General features: G+C 47.0%; 2 rRNA genes. Both read right to left on the bottom strand.

From position 1 onward, the window contains the following. Positions 1–124 (bottom strand): 23S ribosomal RNA (locus KJS65_RS29505); the annotation flags it as partial. Positions 125–506: 382 nt separating this feature from the next. Next, positions 507–596, bottom strand: a 16S ribosomal RNA gene (locus tag KJS65_RS29500); the annotation flags it as partial.

Here is a 596-nt window from a genome sequence, read left to right as displayed (position 1 = left end):
CCCCATTCGGACATCCTCGGATCAATGCTTGCTTACAGCTCCCCGGGGCAGTATCGTTGTTCGCCACGTCCTTCTTCGGCTCCTAGTGCCTAGGCATCCTCCGTGTGCTCTTAGTAGCTTAACCATTCGCTCAAGTTTCGCGCCATGTGCTCTGTTGCTCGCCAGTTTCTTGATTGGAATAAACCAAGGTGGAAACTATCTCACAAAGGATCACCTGTCACGAATCTTTCGCTGCTACTTTTGTTACTTGGTCAATAAATTGACACAAGCAGCTAAAAGGATATTTCTAAAACGCAAATTCGTTTCGTTATCTAGTTTTCAAGGATCAATGCCGGTTTTAAGGCCGGACTTATATCATACCACTTCCAGTTTCACTCGTCACCAAGCAAGTTCTGGAAATCATATGTGAGAGTTTGAACTCTCAAAACTGAGCAACGAGTGAGAACTAGCCGACCTGGCTAGATTTTAAATTTGAATGTTTCCACTCGGGAAACGATTCTCCATAGAAAGGAGGTGATCCAGCCGCACCTTCCGATACGGCTACCTTGTTACGACTTCACCCCAATCATCTACCCCACCTTCGGCGGCTGGCTCCC

Origin of the sequence: Paenibacillus sp. J23TS9, assembly GCF_018403225.1 — a bacterium.
In the GTDB taxonomy this organism is placed as follows: Bacteria; Bacillota; Bacilli; order Paenibacillales; family Paenibacillaceae; genus Paenibacillus_AQ.
The sequence above is the reverse complement of the archived record's forward strand: the minus strand, read 5'-3'. Positions and strand labels throughout refer to the sequence as shown.